The following is a 17,914-nucleotide window of genomic DNA, read 5'->3' on the forward strand; positions in this document are numbered from 1 at the left end:
TTTCTTTGCTGCGCGTCCAGAGCGCCTAAATTATGTGGAACTCTGGACGCCCGGCTGAAGTCGTGCTAAGTTAGCTATGACTTCGTTTTAAACATATCTTGTTGTTTGAATCTTGTTTTACCCGATACTTCCCGTTGTTGACACAAACAGTGCGTGAAGTTGCTAAATTCCGGGCTTGTCACTCAATCCGTCTTGTCGTTTCAGTTCTGCGTTTTTTCCCTGTGACCAGACAGCGAACAGACATGAGTTGATGGCCGCTAAACAGGCATGGATGACCCTGCCATACCATTCACAACATTAAGTTCGAGTATCACCCCGAGTTTAAGAACCCACACCATTATGAATCTTACCGAATTAAAGAATACGCCGGTTTCTGAGCTGATCACTCTCGGCGAAAATATGGGGCTGGAAAACCAGGCTCGTATGCGCAAGCAGGACATCATTTTCGCCATCCTGAAGCAGCACGCTAAGAGTGGCGAAGATATCTTTGGCGACGGTGTGCTGGAGATATTGCAAGACGGATTTGGTTTCCTCCGCTCTGCAGACAGCTCCTACCTCGCCGGCCCTGACGACATCTACGTATCCCCTAGCCAAATCCGCCGTTTCAACCTCCGCACTGGTGACACCATTTCAGGTAAGATTCGTCCTCCAAAAGAGGGTGAACGCTACTTTGCGCTGTTGAAAGTGAATGAAGTTAACTTCGACAAACCGGAAAACTCCCGTAATAAGATCCTGTTTGAGAACTTAACGCCGCTGCACGCGAACTCTCGCCTGCGCATGGAACGTGGTAACGGCTCAACTGAAGATTTAACCGCTCGCGTCCTGGATCTGGCATCGCCAATCGGTCGTGGCCAGCGTGGTCTGATCGTCGCACCGCCAAAAGCGGGTAAAACCATGCTGCTGCAGAATATCGCGCAGAGCATCGCTTATAACCACCCAGACTGCGTACTGATGGTACTGCTGATTGACGAACGTCCGGAAGAAGTGACCGAGATGCAGCGTCTGGTTAAAGGTGAAGTGGTTGCTTCTACCTTTGACGAACCCGCATCTCGCCACGTTCAGGTTGCGGAAATGGTTATCGAGAAGGCGAAACGCCTGGTTGAACACAAGAAAGACGTGATCATCCTGCTCGACTCCATCACCCGTCTGGCGCGTGCCTACAACACCGTCGTTCCGGCTTCCGGTAAAGTGCTGACGGGGGGTGTGGACGCTAACGCCCTGCATCGTCCAAAACGCTTCTTCGGTGCGGCACGTAACGTGGAAGAGGGCGGCAGCCTGACCATCATCGCTACGGCGCTGATCGATACGGGTTCCAAAATGGACGAAGTTATTTACGAAGAGTTTAAAGGTACAGGTAACATGGAGCTGCACCTCTCTCGTAAAATTGCTGAGAAACGCGTCTTCCCGGCAATCGACTACAACCGTTCCGGTACCCGTAAAGAAGAGTTGCTCACCACCCAGGAAGAGCTGCAGAAAATGTGGATCCTGCGCAAAATCATCCATCCAATGGGTGAAATCGACGCAATGGAGTTCCTCATTAACAAACTGGCGATGACCAAAACTAACGACGATTTCTTCGATATGATGAAACGCTCGTAACGCAAATAAAGCCAGCAAGCGCCACGTTTTTACGTGGCGTTTTTCTTTTATGGCTTATACGCTATTAATGCAGACTCCCATTTCAGATCAGTCAGTGCGACAATAAGACTGTTTGTGCAGTTAATGAAATAATTGATTGAAAAATATACAAAGGGAGTTGTAAGAAGCCTTCTTTATTACTTCTGAGGCAGGGGCTTCATGGTTATACTTCCGGGACTAACTTTTGTTGAGAGCAATCCATTGTGAATCTACTCACCGCCGTTACTGAGCTAATCAGTATTTTTTTATTCACAACCTGTTTTTTGTTCATCGCGCGTAAGGTGGCCAAAAGAATAGGGTTGGTGGATAAGCCTAATTTTCGTAAACGTCATCAGGGACTTATTCCTCTGGTTGGAGGGATTTCTGTTTACGCTGGTATCTGTTTCACGTTTGGTATTGCGGATTATTATATTCCACACGCCGCCCTCTACCTTGCCTGCGCCGGTGTCCTGGTGTTAGTCGGGGCGCTGGATGATCGGTTCGATATCGCGGTAAAAATTCGCGCCACCGTCCAGGCCGCCATTGGCGTGATCATGATGGTCGTTGGTGGGCTATACCTGAGAAGCCTCGGTTATGTGTTCGGACCCTGGGAGTTAGTACTGGGTCCCTTTGGTTTCTTCCTGACACTGTTTGCCGTCTGGGCGGCGATAAATGCTTTCAACATGGTGGATGGTATTGACGGCCTGCTCGGTGGATTGTCGTCGGTTTCGTTTGCCGCAATCGGCATCATTTTATGGTTCGATGGTCAGTACAGCCTGTCGATGTGGTGTTTTGCCATGATTGCCGCCATTCTGCCTTATATCCTCTTAAATCTCGGTGCGCTCGGTCGTCGCTATAAAGTGTTTATGGGTGATGCGGGCAGTACGCTGATCGGCTTTACCGTTATCTGGATTTTGCTGGAGACCACACAGGGTAAAACTCACCCGATTAGCCCGGTAACAGCGCTGTGGATTATTGCCATTCCGCTAATGGATATGGTGGCGATTATGTATCGTCGTCTGCGTAAAGGAATGAGTCCTTTCTCTCCCGATCGCCAGCATATTCACCATCTCATCATGCGTGCCGGTTTTACTTCACGTCAGGCGTTTGTGCTGATTACCCTGGCTGCCGCTATTCTGGCCGCAATTGGGGTGGCTGCGGAATATGCTCATTTCATCCCTGAATGGGTCATGTTGGTATTATTCTTGCTAGCGTTTTTCCTGTACGGCTACTGCATTAAGCGCGCATGGAAAGTGGCGCGGTTTATTAAACGTCTTAAACGCAGGATGCGTCGCAACAGTGGCAACAATACAACATTAACTAAGTAAAACCGGGACTATGATGACTCAACCGTTGGCGGGAGCGAAATCAGTGGTAACTGAGAATGAGCTGGATATTCGGGGTTTGTTTCGCGTGTTGTGGGCAGGCAAACTTTGGATTGCGGGGATCGCGCTGGGGTTTGCATTGTTAGCGCTGGCCTACACCTTCTTTGCAAAACAAGAGTGGAGCGCTACGGCAATCACTGATAAACCAACGGTTAATATGCTCGGGGGGTTCTATTCCCAGCAGCAGTTCCTGCGTAACCTGGATATCAAAGCCAATCTGGCCACCCCAGATCAGGCTTCCGTCATGGATGAGGCCTATAAAGAGTTTGTGATGCAGCTGGCTTCCTGGGATACGCGCCGTGATTTCTGGAGCCAGACGGATTATTACAAGCAACGGATGGTGGGCAACAGTAAAGCCGATGCCGCGCTGCTGGATGATATGATTAACAACATTCAGTTTATGCCGGGAGATGCACTGCGTAACGTCAACGACAGCGTCAAGCTGATTGCCGAAACCGCGCCGGATGCCAATAACCTGTTGCGCCAGTACGTTGCCTTTGCCAGCCAGCGTGCGGCAAGCCACCTTAATGAAGAGCTGAAAGGTGCCTGGGCTGCCCGTACTATACAGATGAAAGCGCAGGTTAAACGTCAGGAAGAGGTGGCTAAAGCCATCTTCGCCCGCCGTGTACACAATATTGAGCAGGCGCTGAAAATTGCCGAACAGCACAATATTTCCCGCACCGAGACGGACGTGCCGGCAGATGAACTGCCTGATTCAGAAATGTTCCTTCTCGGGCGCCCAATGCTGCAGGCTCGACTGGAAAACCTCCAGGCCGTTGGCCCTGATTTTGACCTCGACTACGATCAAAACCGCGCGATGCTGAACACCCTGAATGTCGGTCCAACAATGGACCCGCGTTTTCAGACCTATCGTTATTTGCGAACGCCTGAAGAACCTGTAAAACGCGATAGTCCGCGCCGCGCATTCCTGATGATCATGTGGGGGATTGTGGGTGCGCTGACTGGCGCAGGCGTGGCGTTAACGCGTCGTCGCACTAACTAAGAACGCCGTCTACGATGAAGGCTGCGGCCTTCATCGTTTAATCGAAGAGAATCGATGTGAAAGTACTTACCGTATTTGGCACCAGGCCGGAGGCCATTAAGATGGCACCTCTGGTTCATGCGCTGGCCAGTGATCCTGATATTGAAGCGAAAGTGTGCGTCACTGCCCAACACCGTGAGATGCTCGATCAGGTCTTAACTCTCTTTTCTATCGTCCCGGATTACGATCTCAATATTATGAAACCGGGGCAGGGGTTAACGGAGATAACCTGCCGTATTCTGCAAGAGCTCAAGCCGATTCTGGAGTCCTTCAAACCTGACGTGGTTCTGGTGCATGGCGATACCACCACCACGGTGGCAACCAGCCTGGCTGCGTTTTACCAGCGAATTCCTGTCGGCCACGTTGAGGCGGGTCTGCGTACCGGCAACCTTTATTCGCCGTGGCCCGAAGAGGCCAACCGCACACTCACCGGCCATCTGGCGATGTACCATTTTGCGCCCACCGAAAACTCACGACAGAACCTGCTGCGTGAAAATATTGCCGACAACAAAATCTTTGTCACCGGGAATACGGTGATTGATGCCCTGATTTGGGTTCGTGACCGCGTGCTGTCAAACAACGATCTTCAGAAAGAACTCGCCGCACGCTACCCCTTCCTGAACAATGGCAAAAAAACCATTCTGGTCACCGGCCACCGTCGCGAGAGCTTTGGACGCGGTTTTGAGCAAATCTGTCATGCCCTGGCGGAAATCGCCGCGCAGAATCAGGATGTGCAGATTGTCTACCCGGTACACCTTAATCCTAACGTCAGCGAGCCGGTCAATCGTATCCTTGGGCATATAGAAAACGTCCTGCTGATTGAACCGCAGGACTACTTGCCGTTTGTCTGGCTGATGAACCACGCCTGGCTGATCCTGACCGATTCCGGTGGTATTCAGGAAGAGGCGCCGTCTCTCGGCAAGCCTGTGCTGGTCATGCGTGAAACGACCGAACGCCCGGAAGCGGTGAAAGCGGGCACGGTACGTCTGGTCGGCACCAATGCACAGCTGATCGTCGAAGAGGTAACGCGCCTGCTTCACGACGACGAGGAGTATCAGGCGATGAGCCGGGCCCATAACCCGTATGGCGATGGGCAGGCTTGTGGCCGTATTTTGCATGCACTTAAACACAATCGGGTATCGCTATGAGTTTTACTACCATCTCTGTCATTGGTCTTGGCTACATTGGCTTGCCCACAGCGGCAGCGTTTGCCTCCCGTCAAAAACAGGTTGTGGGCGTGGATATCAACGCGCGTGCGGTGGAAACCATTAACCGTGGCGAAATTCATATCGTGGAGCCCGATCTCGACCGCGTGGTGAAAGAGGCGGTTGATGGCGGATTCCTGCGTGCCAGCACGACGCCGGTCGAGGCGGATGCATATCTGATTGCGGTGCCAACCCCCTTTAAAGGTGACCATGAGCCCGACATGGCTTACGTCGAAGCGGCGGCAAAATCGATTGCACCGGTCCTGAAAAAAGGGGCTCTGGTGATCCTGGAGTCCACTTCGCCCGTCGGCGCTACCGAACAGATGGCGCAGTGGCTGGCGCAAGCCCGACCTGACTTACGCTTCCCGCAGCAGGCGGGCGAGGAGGCTGATATCAATATTGCTTACTGTCCTGAGCGCGTGCTGCCAGGTCAGGTGATGGTAGAGCTGATTAAAAACGATCGCGTGATCGGCGGCATGACGCCAGTCTGTTCAGCACGCGCCAGCGCGCTTTACAAGATTTTCCTTGAAGGCGAATGTGTGGTGACCAACTCCCGCACCGCCGAAATGTGCAAGCTCACGGAAAACAGTTTCCGGGACGTGAATATCGCCTTCGCGAATGAACTGTCGCTGATTTGCGCCGATCAGGGGATTAACGTCTGGGAGTTGATTAGCCTGGCGAATCGCCATCCGCGCGTGAATATCCTCCAGCCTGGCCCGGGCGTGGGCGGTCACTGTATCGCTGTCGACCCGTGGTTTATTGTGGCGCAAAACCCGGCGCAGGCCCGCCTGATCCGCACCGCGCGTGAAGTGAATGACAGCAAGCCACACTGGGTGCTCAGTCAGGTGAAAGCCACCGTAGCGGACTGTCTGGCTGAGAGCGGCAAACGCGCCAGTGAGCTGAAAATTGCCTGCTTTGGTCTGGCATTCAAACCGAATATTGACGACTTACGCGAAAGCCCGGCGATGGAGATTGCAGAGATGATCGCTGGCTGGCACACCGGCGAAACGCTGGTGGTTGAACCCAATATTCATGAACTGCCGGCAAAACTGGCGGGCCACTGTACGTTGACCGCGCTGGATGAGGCGCTGGCGACGGCGAATGTGCTGGTGCTGCTGGTGGATCATAAAGAATTTAAAGCGACGTCCGGTGATGCCGTACGCCAACAGTATGTGGTTGATACGAAAGGTGTCTGGCGTTGAGCCACCTGAAGGGGGTTCTCGAGTCCCTTGAGTGGGAGAGTGCCTTTTTTGGTCTGCCATCAGCCATCGTACGCCTGCGCGACGATGCGCCGGTTCTGACTGACGCCGACTTCACCGCCTGGCCGCGGGTACAGGCCAGGATCCCCGCAGACCGTGCCGACCTGCTCGATGCGCTCCAGCAACAAGGTTTTCAGCTGGTTGAAGGCGAGGTTGATCTGTCCATTACGCTCGTCTGCCATGATTCGCCCGGTGCGGAAGTGGCAACGGAGCAGGATATCCCCGCGCTGCGTCAGATGGCGGCGCAGGCGTTTGCCCGGAGCCGCTTTCGTGCACCGTGGTATGCACCGGACGACAGCGGGCGTTTCTACGCCCAGTGGGTAGAGAACGCGGTAAAAGGCACCTTTGACCATGTGTGCCTGGTGTTTCGCACTGCAGGCGGCCAGATTGAGGGATTTGTCTCGCTTCGTAAGCTCAACGCGAACGAGGGGCGTATTGGTTTATTAGCCGGGCGCGGCATGGGCGAAAAACTCATGCAGGCGGCGCTTCACTGGGCGCAGCAGCAACAGCTTTTGACTCTGCGGGTGGCAACCCAGATGGGCAACACCGCCGCGCTTAAACGTTATATCGCGAGTGGTGCCAACATCGACGCCACCGCTTACTGGTTATACAGGTGACAAGATGATTCCATTTAACGCACCACCCGTCGTGGGCACTGAACTCGACTATATGCAGTCTGCTATGGGCAGCGGCAAACTCTGTGGTGACGGTGGTTTTACCCGTCGCTGCCAGCAGTGGATGGAACAGCGGTTTCACAGCGCTAAAGTCCTGCTGACCCCGTCCTGTACCGCATCGCTGGAAATGGCGGCGTTGTTGCTGGATATCCAGCCGGACGATGAAGTGATCATGCCGAGCTATACCTTCGTCTCTACAGCGAATGCCTTTGTCCTGCGTGGTGCGAAAATTGTCTTTGTGGATATTCGCCCGGATACCATGAACATCGATGAGACGCTGATTGAAGCGGCAATCACGGACAAAACGCGTGCGATTGTGCCGGTTCACTACGCGGGTGTGGCGTGTGAGATGGACACCATCATGGCGATCGCCAAAAAACATGACCTGTTCGTGGTTGAAGATGCCGCTCAGGGCGTGATGTCGACCTATAAAGGGCGAGCGCTGGGAACGATCGGCCATATCGGCTGCTTTAGCTTCCACGAAACCAAAAACTATACCGCCGGTGGCGAAGGTGGTGCGACGCTGATTAACGACCGTGCGCTGGTCGAGCGTGCGGAAGTGATCCGTGAAAAAGGCACCAACCGCAGCCAGTTCTTCCGGGGACAGGTAGACAAATATACCTGGCGCGATATTGGCTCAAGCTATCTGATGGCCGATCTGCAGGCGGCATACCTGTGGGCGCAACTGGAGGCAGCGGACCGCATTAATCTTCAGCGCCTGTCCCTGTGGCAAACTTATTACGACGCGCTGCAACCGCTGGCTCAAGCCGGACGAATTGAGTTGCCGACCCTTCCGGCTGATTGCGTCCATAATGCCCATATGTTCTATATCAAACTGCGCGATAACGACGATCGCAGCAAGTTGATTGCCTGGCTAAAAGAAGCCGAAATTCTGGCGGTGTTCCACTATATCCCGCTGCACTCCAGCCCTGCAGGAGAGGCATTTGGGGTCTTCGCGGGTGAAGATCGCTACACCACGAAAGAAAGTGAGCGTTTGCTTCGTTTGCCACTGTTCTACAACCTCGCGCCTGTTAACCAGCGTACGGTGATTAACACCCTTCTGAGTTATTTCGGCTGATATGTCTCTGGCAAAAGCATCGGTGTGGACCGCCGCGTCCACACTTGTCAAAATTGGCGCCGGGCTACTGGTCGTCAAGCTGCTGGCCGTCTCATTCGGCCCTTCAGGCGTCGGGCTGGCGGGGAATTTCCGTCAGCTTGTGACCGTCCTTGGGGTACTGGCCGGCGCAGGGATTTTCAACGGCGTCACGAAATACGTTGCGCAGTACCATGATGATGCGGCCCAGCTTCGCCGTGTTGTCGGTACATCCTCGGCGATGGTCACCGGCTTTTCGACCCTGATGGCGGTTATTTTCCTGCTGGCAGCGGCACCCATAAGCCAGGGGTTATTTGGTCACACCCATTATCAGGGGCTGGTTCGTCTGGTCGCGCTGGTTCAGCTGGGCATTGCCTGGGCTAACCTGTTGTTGGCGCTGATGAAAGGCTTTCGTGATGCGGCCGGGAACGCACTGGCGTTAATCCTCGGCAGCGTCATCGGCGTGATTGCCTACTATTTTTGCTATCGGCTGGGCGGCTATGAAGGCGCGTTGCTGGGGCTGGCGCTGGTACCGGCATTAGTGGTCGTTCCGGCGGCGTTCATGCTAATGCGTCGGGGCACCATTCCGTTGAGTTACCTGAAACCTCAATGGGATAAGGTGCTGGCAAGCCAGCTGGGAAAATTTACCCTGATGGCGCTCATCACCTCCGTCACGCTCCCCGTCGCCTATGTGATGATGCGAAACCTGCTGGCGGCGCATTACAGCTGGGACGAAGTTGGGATTTGGCAAGGGGTGAGCAGTATTTCCGATGCCTACCTCCAATTTATAACGGCTTCCTTTAGCGTCTATTTGCTGCCAACCTTATCGCGCCTGACCTCCAGGCAGGATATCACGCGCGAAATTTCCCGCTCACTGCGGTTTGTCCTTCCCGCCGTTGCGGCAGCCAGTTTAACCGTATGGCTATTGCGCGATGTCGCCATCTGGCTGCTCTTCTCCGCGAAGTTTACCGCCATGCGCGATCTGTTTGCCTGGCAACTGGTGGGCGATGTACTGAAAGTGGGGGCTTACGTTTTTGGTTATCTGGTGATTGCGAAAGCCTCGCTACGGTTGTATATCCTGGCGGAAATCAGCCAGTTTGCATTACTGACCGCATTCTCACACTGGTTGATCCCGGCACACGGTGCGCTGGGGGCGGCTCAGGCCTATATGGCAACCTATATCGTTTATTTCGCTGCCTGTTGCGGCGTATTTTTACTTTGGCGTAAACGCGCATGACTGCACTGATTCACATACTGGGATCGGATATCCCACACCATAACCAGACCGTGTTACGGTTCTTCAATGATGAACTGGCATCGGGGGATCCCGACGCTCGTGAGTTTATGGTTGCTGGTCAGGATAATGGCCTGAGCGTGGCGTGTCCGACGCTGACACTCTCTTTCTGGCCGGACAAGGCTGCGCTGGCGAAGGCGGTTGTTGCCAAAGCCAAAGCGGATCGTGAGCAACGTTTCTTTTTCCATGGGCAGTTTAATACCGGCCTGTGGCTGGCGCTCCTGAGCGGGGGGATCAAACCTTCGCAGTGCAGCTGGCATATCTGGGGAGCCGATCTCTACGAAGTCTCCAGCGGCTGGAAATTCCGTCTTTTCTACCCGTTGCGGCGCATGGCGCAGGGGCGTGTGGGATGCGTTTTCGCGACCCGTGGCGATCTCAATTATTTTGCTAAACGCCACCCTGACGTACGCGGTGAGCTACTCTATTTCCCGACCCGAATGAACCCGGCGCTGAACAACATGGCGAATGATACGCCGCGCGAGGGTAAACTGACGATTCTGGTGGGTAACTCAGGCGATCGCAGCAATGAACATCTTGCCGCGCTCAGGGCGGTACATCAGCAGTTTGGCGACACCGTCAATGTGATTGTGCCGATGGGGTATCCGGCCAATAACGATGCCTATATCAATGAGGTCCGCCAGCAGGCACTCGCGTTATTTAGCGCCGCGAATGTGCACATTCTCCACGATAAGCTGGAATTTGATGAGTATCTTGCGCTGCTGCGTCGGTGCGATCTGGGCTATTTCATCTTTGCGCGTCAGCAAGGAATTGGCACGCTGTGTCTGCTGATTCAGGCGGGTGTGCCCTGCGTACTCAATCGCGAAAACCCATTCTGGCAGGACATGGCGGAGCAGCATCTGCCGGTGCTGTTTACTTCCGATGTGCTTAACGAAGAGGTGGTCCGCGAAGCGCAGAGACAACTGGCGCTGGTGGACAAAAGTGCCATCGACTTCTTTAGCCCGAACTACCTCACGCCGTGGCACCGCGCGCTGCGTATCGCTGCAGGAGACAAAGCATGAGCCAGTTGCAATTCAGCGGCTTACTGATCGTTTGGCTTCTGAGCACTTTATTTATCGCCACGCTCACCTGGTTCGAGTTTCGCCGGGTGCGTTTTAACTTTAACGTCTTCTTCTCGTTACTGTTTCTTCTGACCTTCTTTTTCGGATTCCCGCTGACCAGCATTCTGGTCTTCCGGTTTGACGTGAGCGTTGCCCCACCCGAGATCCTGCTCCAGGCGATCCTGGCAGCGACCTGCTTCTACGCCGTCTATTACGCCACCTATAAAACGCGCCTGCGTTCAGCGCAATCCACCGCGCCGCGCCGGGCGCTCTTCACCATGAACCGGGTGGAGACGCACCTGACGTGGGTGATGCTGATGACGATCGCGCTGGTAAGCGTGGGTATCTTCTTCATGCACAATGGTTTTCTGCTGTTCAAGCTCCAGTCCTACAGCCAGATTTTTTCTGCCGAAGTGTCGGGCGTGGCGCTTAAGCGCTTCTTCTACTTCTTCATTCCGGCGATGCTGGTGATCTTTTTCCTGCGTCAGGACAGCAAAGCCTGGCTGTTTTTCCTGGTGAGTACCGTCGCCTTCGGTTTCCTGACCTACATGATTGTGGGAGGGACGCGTGCAAACATCATCATCGCTTTCGCAATCTTCCTGTTTATCGGCATCATCCGCGGGTGGATCTCTTTATGGATGCTGGTGGCTGCTGGGGTGTTTGGCATTGTTGGTATGTTCTGGCTTGCCCTGAAGCGCTACGGGCTCAACGTAGCCGGTGACGAGGCGTTTTACACATTCCTCTATCTCACGCGCGACACCTTCTCGCCGTGGGAAAACCTGGCGTTGTTGCTGCAAAACTACGACAAAATCGATTTCCAGGGCCTTGCGCCTATTGTGCGCGACTTTTATGTCTTTATCCCAACCTGGCTGTGGCCAGACCGCCCCGGCGTCGTACTCAACACGGCAAACTATTTTACCTGGGAAGTGCTGAACAACCACTCAGGCCTTGCGATCTCACCTACGTTGATTGGCTCGCTGGTGGTGATGGGGGGAAGCTGGTTTATCCTGCCGGGGGCGGTGGTGGTGGGGCTGATCATCAAGTGGTTTGACTGGCTCTACGTGCGCGGCAACGAAGAAACAAACCGCTATAAGGCGGCTATTTTGCACAGTTTCTGCTTTGGTGCCATTTTCAATATGATCGTTCTGGCGCGTGAAGGGCTGGATTCATTCGTGTCGCGCGTAGTTTTCTTCATGGTCGTTTTTGGCATCTGCCTGTTACTGGCCAAACTGTTGTACTGGCTGTTTGACAGTGCAGGGCTTGTGCATAAGCGCGAGCCGCAGGGCAGCACAACGCTGTCGCAAGTGTGAGTAGGGAAAGTCATGACGGATAAAACTTCTGCACCGCGCTATACGCTGCGCGGTCTGCAGCTTATTGGCTGGCGCGATATGCAACACGCGCTGGATTTTCTGTTCGCTGGTGGTCAGATGAAATCCGGTACGCTGGTCGCCATCAATGCGGAAAAGATGCTGGCGGTGGAAGACAACGCCGAAGTAAGAAGCCTGATAGAAGCGGCTGAATTTAAATATGCCGACGGTATCAGCGTGGTGCGTTCAATCCGCAAAAAGTATCCTGGCGCTAATGTATCTCGCGTGGCAGGGGCCGATCTCTGGGAGCAACTGATGGCACGCGCAGGGGCGGAAGGCACGCCGGTATTCCTGATTGGCGGTAAGCCGGAGGTACTGGCGCAGACCGAAGCGAAATTGCGCAGTCAATGGAATGTTAACATCGTGGGCAGCCAGGATGGCTACTTCAAACCAGAGGCCCGGCAGGCGCTGTTTGAACGCGTTCGCGACAGTGGAGCGAAAATCATCACCGTGGCGATGGGCTCCCCACGCCAGGAGATCCTGATGCGTGACTGCCGTCAGGTGTGTCCGGATGCCCTTTATATGGGCGTTGGCGGAACGTATGACGTCTTTACCGGCCATGTTAAGCGTGCGCCCAAAGTCTGGCAAAACCTGGGGCTGGAGTGGCTGTATCGCCTGCTATCTCAGCCGACGCGGATTACACGACAGATCCGTCTGCTTCGCTACCTTACCTGGCACTACACCGGGAAAATGTAATCAAAATGTAGCGCGATATGCTGTTCGCGCTGCAACTCCCCTGCAAAACTGCTGCGAATCTGTGCAATGCATTCATTTTTTTTATGCATCGTTTGCCATTTGCCGCATTTTAAGAAACCATTCGCCCCGTATTTTAGTACCCCTAAAAAACAATACCTGGCCTGAAGTCGGGAAACAGCAAACACAATCGAGGATCTATGGCAGAGAAAAAACCGGAGCTACAGCGTGGGCTGGAGGCTCGTCATATTGAACTGATAGCGCTGGGCGGCACTATCGGCGTGGGCCTGTTTATGGGCTCCGCAAGCACGCTCAAATGGGCAGGACCTTCGGTCTTGCTGGCTTATATCATTGCGGGATTGTTCGTTTTCTTCATCATGCGTTCGATGGGCGAAATGCTCTTCATGGAGCCCGTCACGGGTTCCTTCGCCGTTTACGCGCACCGATATATGAGCCCGTTCTTTGGCTACCTGACGGCATGGTCATACTGGTTTATGTGGATGGCGGTTGGCATCTCTGAAATCACGGCGATAGGGGTCTATGTGCAGTTCTGGTTCCCGGACATGGTCCAGTGGATACCGGCGCTGATTGCCGTGGGGCTGGTGGCACTGGCAAACCTTGCCGCGGTTCGTCTTTATGGTGAAATCGAATTCTGGTTTGCGATGATCAAAGTCACCACCATCATCGTGATGATTGTGGTCGGGCTGGGCGTTATCTTCTTCGGCTTTGGCAACGGCGGGCACGCCATTGGCTTTGGTAACCTGACCGAAAACGGCGGCTTCTTTGCGGGCGGCTGGAAGGGCTTCCTGACGGCACTGTGTATCGTTGTGGCCTCTTATCAGGGGGTCGAGCTTATCGGTATTACCGCGGGTGAAGCGAAAAACCCGCAGGTTACGCTGCGAAGCGCCGTAGGCAAGGTGCTGTGGCGTATCCTGATTTTCTATGTGGGGGCGATCTTCGTTATCGTAACCATCTTCCCGTGGAATGAAATTGGCACGACCGGTAGCCCGTTTGTCTTGACCTTCGCGAAGATTGGCATCACGGCAGCAGCAGGCATCATTAACTTTGTGGTTCTGACGGCGGCGTTGTCAGGTTGCAACAGCGGGATGTACAGCTGCGGACGTATGCTCTACGCGCTGTCCAGAAACAACCAGCTGCCAGCGGCAATGGCGAAAGTTTCGCGTGCGGGCGTACCGGTTGCGGGTGTGGCGGTGTCGATTGTGATCCTGCTGATTGGCTCCTGCCTGAACTACATCATCCCGAATCCGCAGCGCGTGTTCGTTTATGTCTACAGCGCCAGCGTGCTGCCAGGTATGGTGCCCTGGTTTGTTATCCTGATTAGCCAGCTGCGTTTCCGTCAGGCACATAAAAAGGCCATCGCCAGCCATCCGTTCCGTTCCATTCTGTTCCCGTACGCCAACTATTTGACGATGGCGTTCCTGGTTTGCGTATTAATCGGAATGTACTTTAATGAAGATACGCGCATGTCGCTGTTTGTCGGGATGATCTTCCTGGCGGCGGTGACCGCGGCGTATAAGCTTTTTGGTCTGGGCCGCCGCGCTACCTCGCAGAAAGTGGAGGAATAAGCGGCAAAATGTGCAAACCATAACCAAACGCGCATTTTTTTCAAAAAAGCACTAGACAGCGGGGTCGGAGGTACGTAATATCCAGCCCCGCAACGGCGCTAAGCGCCCGTAGCTCAGCTGGATAGAGCGCTGCCCTCCGGAGGCAGAGGTCTCAGGTTCGAATCCTGTCGGGCGCGCCATTTTAGTCCCGGCGCTAGAGCTGCGGTGGTCTGAGAAGTAGTCAGTACCGCGTGAAAGAATACAGTGGTGGCTATAGCTCAGTTGGTAGAGCCCTGGATTGTGATTCCAGTTGTCGTGGGTTCGAATCCCATTAGCCACCCCATTATTGAAAGAGTTGTGAATTGCGAAGGTGGCGGAATTGGTAGACGCGCTAGCTTCAGGTGTTAGTGTTCTTACGGACGTGGGGGTTCAAGTCCCCCCCCTCGCACCACGACTTTTTAATGAATTGAACTAAAAATTCAAAAAGCAGTACATCGGCGAGTAGCGCAGCTTGGTAGCGCAACTGGTTTGGGACCAGTGGGTCGGAGGTTCGAATCCTCTCTCGCCGACCAATTTTGAACCCCGCTTCGGCGGGGTTTTTTGTTTTCTGCGCCTTTCCCCCTCTGTAGTGATTCCACGACAACAGCCGGCTTCCTTGTCGCGATTCAGCGACACATAACACACTGAAAGTAAAAGATATAATAATTTGGCGGCATTCGTGTCTCCTCCAGACGACATTTCGTCGTGTTTATCAGCAGGTTGTCGGGTCTAAGATACCGCTCAACAACATAATTTCCTTTTATCTTAAAATGTTGCGCGATGTAAAAGTTCTGCGTGTTAAGTTGGCACGTTACGTGCAATAATATACGTGTAGATGCTCATTCCATCTCTTATGTTCGCCTTAGTGCCTCATAAACTCAGGAATGACGCAGAGCCATTTACGGTGCTTATCGTCCACTGACAGATGTCGCTTCGGCCTCATCAGACACCATGGGCATAACGTTGAGTGAAGCACCAAATATGTTGTCTTACAGACCTGTTTTAACGCCTGCTTTTATAGCAGGCGTTTTTTTATGCCTTATTCCCGGTAAACGTACATGATCAGGGCGACCAGTATCAGAGCGGCTGACGAAACGCTGTAAAGCGCTTGTATGGAGCCAAACCCTGCCGCCGCCATCGCGGCAATACCGGTGAAAAGCGAGGCACTGAGCGTTTGCCAGCGCCAGGCTTTACTGCTGGCCGAAGCCATGTGCGTGGTTTGAAAACTGCTGAGTACGGCAAACGTGCCGGCCGCAAAGAGAACATTTGAGGCCAGGTGTGCGACAAATATCATCCCCAGCGCGCATGCCATCCACCCGGACAACAGCGGGAGCATCCCATACGCAGCAAGGAAGATGCCGAGACACAGTAAAATCCGTGGCGTGCGTGCTGCAAAACGCGTCAGGCTGTCTCTTTTTAGCAGCAGGGGACCGCAAAGTTGTCCCATGCTCCTTGCAAAAAGCAGTGGCAAAGCAAGGCTGGCCGCATCCTGAGGATGGATCTGCTGTGCCATTGCCGGAAGAAGCGCCATGGCCGGTGAACCGACGGCGGCCAGCGCAGGCAAAATCAGCAAACTGCGTTTCTGCCGGATGGTCAACATCTGCCAGCGTAAAGCCGCAGGCGCTTTCTCTTCAGTGGGGACTGCCAGTGTGGGCGCTAAAAATACACGACCTGCCAGCCAGAGCATGAACAGCGATCCGAGAAAGCTGATGGCATCAATGGCCAGCAAGGCGAGGATGGCGATCTTCTGGAAAAGTACCATCCCCAACCCGGTGCCTAACAAAACCTGAGCGGCAAAAATCACATTCTCGAGGCAGGTTGCGGCAGGCAGTTCTGCTTCTCTGAGTCCGCGTTTAAAGAGCAGCGTCAGGGCAGGCCAGCTCATTCCGCTAAGCAGTGCTTCGGTGGACTGCACGGCCAGTAACGCAGGGATACTGTGATAGTGCACGCCGAGAAGGGGAAAGAGCAGGGCCAGTAAGCCAAGCCCCTCGGTGAGCATCAACAGGGGTATCGGAGAATAGCGTACACACAGCTTTTCACTGATGAGGCTGCCGATAAAGCCAGGTAGCGTGGCGAAAAGAAAGGCGAGGGTAAGCAGTGCGGGCGGGGCGGACCATGCTAACAGTAAGCCGAAGACCACCACCTGGGTGACGCCATTTCCCAGTGATGTAAAGATAAAGGCACAGGCCAGCAGGCGCAGCCAGCGGTGGCAGCGCAGCGCTTCAATAAGCGCGTACAAAAGGGAGTTCATGACGATTTCCTTTCAAAAACGATTCAGTCCACGCGGCACTCGTCGCGTGTATGGAAAAAAGTTAATGAAAAGACGTCGTTACATTGGCGGGTTCGTTTTCAGATGACGTGGTAAAGAATGTAGCAGGCGAAGGGGAATAAAAAAAGGAGGCCGTCTGGCCTCCTTGTTATTTATTGCTGGTTGCCATTATTTTGCAGCGTTAATAACAGCCCATCGCGGCGCATGGCAGCAGCCTCTTCCGGCTTGTGCTGCTTGTCCAGCGAATCGGCGAGCCACGCGTAGTCAAACGCGTCCGGGCGCTGTTTCAGCGCTGCACGGAAGGCGAGACTCGCTTCCTGCCATTCACCGTGCTTCATCAGCGACTGGCCCAGCGTACTCCACAGCAGTGGACGGTCGCCGACGGCTTTAATCTGCTGACGCAGCATTTTTTCAATTTGCTCAGGGTTATTGGTTTTCAGACGCGGGATCACCATAACCAGGCGATCGTCATACTGTCGCTTCAGTCCGTCGAGGAGGATCTCCTGCGCCGTGTCATGATCGTCACATTCAATCAGATGTTCTGCCATCGCAACCTGCAACGGAACCTGCTGACGCGTTTTCCGGCTCTGATTCTTCCACCAGGTTTTCAGACCATCGCTGCCGAGATCGGCACGCGCCTGATCCATCAGGCCAATCCATGCCAGACGCTGGAGTTCATCACGATGCTCATCATCACCGACGTCGGCTTTGGCCATCGACGGAATGATATCCAGCAGTGAACCCCAGGCACCGGTGCGAATATAGGCCTGCTCGGCAAGACGCAGCACTTCCGGGTGGCGTGGCGAGACTTCCAGCAGACGGTCGATACCGTGACGCGCGGCGTGGTTTTCGTTGCGGGCCAGCTGCAGGCGAACGCGGGTGATCTCAACGGGAATCGGGTCTTTCGGAGAAAGTTCTGACGCGCGTTCCAGGTGCTGGTTGGCGCGGGCTTCGTCACCCCGCTGTTGCGCTGCCTCGGCGGCCAGCAGATAGTTCACCACCGGCTGTTCGGCATGGTCAGCATTTTTCGACATCAGCTTTTCAACCTGCTGATAGTCACCCTCGGCCAGCTTAAGCAGTGCCTGCTCAGTCTGCTTACGGGCGCGGCGGCGTTTACGGCCAACGAACCAGCCACGCGTATGCGCACCGGTACGGAAAATTCGGCGCAGGATCCACTCAACCGCAAGGAGCACCACCACACCGAGGATCAGGATGATCACCAGACCCGTTACGCTGGTTTCGATGTTGTAGTTATCGGTCTGGATCAGGACGTAACCCTGATGACCGGCAAGCATCGGCCCCAGGACGATCCCGGCGATCAGCAGGATGAAGAGTAAGAGTACTTTAAGCATCA

At 54.3% G+C, this 17,914-nt stretch carries 14 protein-coding genes and 4 tRNA genes; 16 read left to right on the forward strand and 2 right to left on the reverse strand.

What is annotated here, in order from left to right:
* Nucleotides 1-339: 339 nt before the first annotated feature.
* From rho to AM410_RS07740, 16 genes are all read left to right on the forward strand, one after another.
* Nucleotides 340-1,599 (forward strand): transcription termination factor Rho, encoded by a 1,260-nt coding sequence (gene rho / locus AM410_RS07665; RefSeq protein WP_008501566.1) that lies wholly within the window; start codon nucleotides 340-342, stop codon nucleotides 1,597-1,599.
* A gap of 242 nt (nucleotides 1,600-1,841) precedes the next feature.
* Nucleotides 1,842-2,945, forward strand: a complete 1,104-nt coding sequence (gene wecA, locus AM410_RS07670) for a UDP-N-acetylglucosamine--undecaprenyl-phosphate N-acetylglucosaminephosphotransferase (RefSeq protein WP_014172155.1) — start codon at nucleotides 1,842-1,844, stop codon at nucleotides 2,943-2,945.
* Nucleotides 2,946-2,958: 13 nt separating this feature from the next.
* Complete coding sequence (wzzE, locus tag AM410_RS07675; protein WP_020882894.1) at nucleotides 2,959-4,005, forward strand: ECA polysaccharide chain length modulation protein; 1,047 nt, start codon at nucleotides 2,959-2,961, stop codon at nucleotides 4,003-4,005.
* Nucleotides 4,006-4,061: 56 nt separating this feature from the next.
* On the forward strand, nucleotides 4,062-5,192 hold the full coding sequence (gene wecB / locus AM410_RS07680; protein WP_014172153.1) for a non-hydrolyzing UDP-N-acetylglucosamine 2-epimerase: 1,131 nt from the start codon (nucleotides 4,062-4,064) through the stop codon (nucleotides 5,190-5,192).
* Nucleotides 5,189-6,451 (forward strand): UDP-N-acetyl-D-mannosamine dehydrogenase, encoded by a 1,263-nt coding sequence (gene wecC, locus AM410_RS07685; RefSeq protein WP_014172152.1) that lies wholly within the window; start codon nucleotides 5,189-5,191, stop codon nucleotides 6,449-6,451. The genes wecB and wecC overlap by 4 nt, the downstream gene beginning before the upstream one ends.
* The gene (rffC, locus tag AM410_RS07690; protein WP_049023039.1) at nucleotides 6,448-7,125 is read left to right on the forward strand and encodes a dTDP-4-amino-4,6-dideoxy-D-galactose acyltransferase; all 678 of its coding nucleotides are present in this window, start codon (nucleotides 6,448-6,450) and stop codon (nucleotides 7,123-7,125) included. Before wecC ends, rffC begins: the two co-directional genes overlap by 4 nt.
* A gap of 4 nt (nucleotides 7,126-7,129) precedes the next feature.
* Nucleotides 7,130-8,260 carry a dTDP-4-amino-4,6-dideoxygalactose transaminase gene (gene rffA, locus AM410_RS07695; protein WP_049023038.1) on the forward strand — a complete coding sequence of 377 codons (1,131 nt, stop codon included), beginning with the start codon at nucleotides 7,130-7,132 and terminating at the stop codon, nucleotides 8,258-8,260.
* Between the two features lies 1 nt (nucleotide 8,261).
* Nucleotides 8,262-9,512, forward strand: coding sequence for a lipid III flippase WzxE (gene wzxE, locus AM410_RS07700; RefSeq protein ID WP_014172149.1), 1,251 nt, complete (start codon nucleotides 8,262-8,264; stop codon nucleotides 9,510-9,512).
* Nucleotides 9,509-10,588 carry a TDP-N-acetylfucosamine:lipid II N-acetylfucosaminyltransferase gene (locus tag AM410_RS07705; RefSeq protein WP_032679220.1) on the forward strand — a complete coding sequence of 360 codons (1,080 nt, stop codon included), beginning with the start codon at nucleotides 9,509-9,511 and terminating at the stop codon, nucleotides 10,586-10,588. The genes wzxE and AM410_RS07705 overlap by 4 nt, the downstream gene beginning before the upstream one ends.
* Nucleotides 10,585-11,937 carry an ECA oligosaccharide polymerase gene (gene wzyE / locus AM410_RS07710; RefSeq protein WP_020882888.1) on the forward strand — a complete coding sequence of 451 codons (1,353 nt, stop codon included), beginning with the start codon at nucleotides 10,585-10,587 and terminating at the stop codon, nucleotides 11,935-11,937. Before AM410_RS07705 ends, wzyE begins: the two co-directional genes overlap by 4 nt.
* Nucleotides 11,938-11,949: 12 nt before the next feature.
* Nucleotides 11,950-12,690, forward strand: coding sequence for a lipopolysaccharide N-acetylmannosaminouronosyltransferase (wecG, locus tag AM410_RS07715; RefSeq protein ID WP_020882887.1), 741 nt, complete (start codon nucleotides 11,950-11,952; stop codon nucleotides 12,688-12,690).
* Between the two features lie 197 nt (nucleotides 12,691-12,887).
* Complete coding sequence (gene thrP, locus AM410_RS07720) at nucleotides 12,888-14,273, forward strand: bifunctional threonine/serine APC transporter ThrP (protein WP_014172144.1); 1,386 nt, start codon at nucleotides 12,888-12,890, stop codon at nucleotides 14,271-14,273.
* Between the two features lie 102 nt (nucleotides 14,274-14,375).
* Nucleotides 14,376-14,452: transfer RNA gene (locus tag AM410_RS07725), tRNA-Arg, on the forward strand.
* 67 nt (nucleotides 14,453-14,519) lie between these two features.
* A tRNA-His gene (locus AM410_RS07730) sits at nucleotides 14,520-14,595 on the forward strand.
* Nucleotides 14,596-14,616: 21 nt separating this feature from the next.
* A tRNA-Leu gene (locus tag AM410_RS07735) sits at nucleotides 14,617-14,703 on the forward strand.
* A gap of 44 nt (nucleotides 14,704-14,747) precedes the next feature.
* Nucleotides 14,748-14,824 (forward strand) — tRNA-Pro (locus AM410_RS07740).
* A gap of 506 nt (nucleotides 14,825-15,330) precedes the next feature.
* On the opposite strand, the gene AM410_RS07750 is transcribed toward AM410_RS07740, so the two are convergent.
* Nucleotides 15,331-16,542, reverse strand: a complete 1,212-nt coding sequence (locus AM410_RS07750; protein WP_073397806.1) for an MFS transporter — start codon at nucleotides 16,540-16,542, stop codon at nucleotides 15,331-15,333.
* Nucleotides 16,543-16,712: 170 nt separating this feature from the next.
* Nucleotides 16,713-17,912: a protoheme IX biogenesis protein HemY gene (hemY, locus tag AM410_RS07755; protein WP_073397804.1), complete on the reverse strand. Its 1,200-nt coding sequence runs from the start codon at nucleotides 17,910-17,912 to the stop codon at nucleotides 16,713-16,715.
* Between the last annotated feature and the right edge of the window lie 2 nt (nucleotides 17,913-17,914).

This window comes from Enterobacter cloacae complex sp. FDA-CDC-AR_0164, assembly GCF_003071645.1.
Classification (GTDB): domain Bacteria; phylum Pseudomonadota; class Gammaproteobacteria; order Enterobacterales; family Enterobacteriaceae; genus Enterobacter; species Enterobacter ludwigii.

Excerpts from the sequence above, each read along its gene's own strand:
- rho (WP_008501566.1), top strand. The coding sequence starts at position 340 with ATGAATCTTACCGAATTAAAGAATACGCCGGTTTCTGAGCTGATCACT.
- AM410_RS07750 (WP_073397806.1), bottom strand. The coding sequence starts at position 16,542 with ATGAACTCCCTTTTGTACGCGCTTATTGAAGCGCTGCGCTGCCACCGC.
- wecC (WP_014172152.1), top strand. The coding sequence starts at position 5,189 with ATGAGTTTTACTACCATCTCTGTCATTGGTCTTGGCTACATTGGCTTG.
- wzzE (WP_020882894.1), top strand. The coding sequence starts at position 2,959 with ATGACTCAACCGTTGGCGGGAGCGAAATCAGTGGTAACTGAGAATGAG.
- AM410_RS07705 (WP_032679220.1), top strand. The coding sequence starts at position 9,509 with ATGACTGCACTGATTCACATACTGGGATCGGATATCCCACACCATAAC.
- wzxE (WP_014172149.1), top strand. The coding sequence starts at position 8,262 with ATGTCTCTGGCAAAAGCATCGGTGTGGACCGCCGCGTCCACACTTGTC.
- thrP (WP_014172144.1), top strand. The coding sequence starts at position 12,888 with ATGGCAGAGAAAAAACCGGAGCTACAGCGTGGGCTGGAGGCTCGTCAT.
- wzyE (WP_020882888.1), top strand. The coding sequence starts at position 10,585 with ATGAGCCAGTTGCAATTCAGCGGCTTACTGATCGTTTGGCTTCTGAGC.
- hemY (WP_073397804.1), bottom strand. The coding sequence starts at position 17,912 with ATGCTTAAAGTACTCTTACTCTTCATCCTGCTGATCGCCGGGATCGTC.
- rffA (WP_049023038.1), top strand. The coding sequence starts at position 7,130 with ATGATTCCATTTAACGCACCACCCGTCGTGGGCACTGAACTCGACTAT.
- wecG (WP_020882887.1), top strand. The coding sequence starts at position 11,950 with ATGACGGATAAAACTTCTGCACCGCGCTATACGCTGCGCGGTCTGCAG.